1 protein-coding gene and 1 pseudogene are annotated in these 1338 nt (G+C 70.2%); one reads left to right on the forward strand and one right to left on the reverse strand.

What is annotated here, in order from left to right:
- Window positions 1–214 (reverse strand): annotated as a pseudogene (locus AC27KI_RS24980) (hypothetical protein); the annotation flags it as partial.
- A 160-nt stretch (window positions 215–374) separates the two neighbouring features.
- Here AC27KI_RS24980 and AC27KI_RS24985 point away from each other — a divergent pair.
- On the forward strand, window positions 375–1338 hold a 964-nt coding region (locus tag AC27KI_RS24985), incomplete at its 3' end, for a DHH family phosphoesterase (protein WP_487116476.1).

A 1338-nucleotide genomic window follows, 5' to 3' on the forward strand; every position in this document is an offset into this window, starting at 1 on the left:
CCAGCACGGCGCCGGCGACCAGGCCGTCCACGGTCTCGCTGACCACCCCGATCTGGCTGGCGTAGCGCTGGCAGTCGGCCAGATCGGCCGCCTGGCGCGCGGGATCGGTGGGATGACCCGCGCTACCGGGCGCGCCAAGCGAGAGGCTGTCCGCGCCGCGCGTGGCGCAGCCGGCCAGGAACAGGGCCAGGACGCAGAGGGACAGCTTGCGCATCGAAAACTCCTTGCGGATTCGGTCGTACACCCGGCAGCAGGCCTGCAAGGCACCGGGCGCCGGCCCAGGGGCATTGGACAGCCAAACCGCTCCCGCTGCCAAGCCCCCGCCCCGGGGGCTCCGCACCAGTGCCCACGCCCAGTACCCGACAATGCGCCCCATGACGATCCCCACGAAGAAAACCCTCCTGCCCCTGCAACTGCTGGTGCACCCGGACAAGAACGATCCCAACCCCCTGGTCCTGTACCACGGCCGCTGCGCCGACGGCTTCGGTGCCGCGCTGGCCGCCTGGCGCTACTACGGCGGCCAGGCCGAGTGCGTGGGCCTGTCGCACGGGCAGGTGCAGTCGGTGGACGACCTGCCCGCGCTCGAAGGCCGGGCGGTGTACATCCTCGACTTCTCTTTCACGCCCGAGATATTGACCGCCATTGACGAGCGGGCCGCCAAGCTGGTCATGCTGGACCACCACAAGAGCGCTGCCGAAAAGCTCACCGGCTTTGCCTGCCGCTGCGGCGTGGTGCACTTCGACATGGACAAGTCGGGCGCGCGGCTGGCGTGGGAGTTCTTCTACCCCGACACCCCGCTGCCCGACCTGGTGCGCTACGTGGAAGACCGCGACATCTGGGCCTGGGCCTACCCCGAGAGCGCCGGCTACCTGGCCGCGCTGGACATGGAGCCCTTCGACTTCGCGCGCTGGGAGGCCATCGCCGCGTTCACGCCCGAGCAGTCCGCCGCCTTCGTCGCCTGCGGCAACGCCATGGACGAGAAGTTTCGCCACCTTGCCGCCGACGTGGCGGGCGGCGCGCAGCCGATCACGTTCAACGGTAAACAGGGCCTCATGGTCAATGCCCCCGGCGCCTTCCACAGCCTGATCGGCGAGATGCTGTCCAAGCAGTGCGGCACGTTCGCCCTGATGTGGATCGTCAGCAAGGAGGGCAAGGTGAAGGTGGGACTGCGTTCGCAGCGCAACTTCGACTGCTCGGTGCTGGCCGAGAGCATGGGCGGCGGCGGCCATGCGCAGGCCTGCGGGTTCCGCATGGGGGCGGAGCGCTTGCCCGAGCTGCTGAGCGGCGTGTTCGATGCAGCGGCGTCCCCCGCTCCGGCGGCCGGGGCCGGAACGGCCG

This window comes from Acidovorax sp. KPB24-03 (assembly GCF_057546605.1).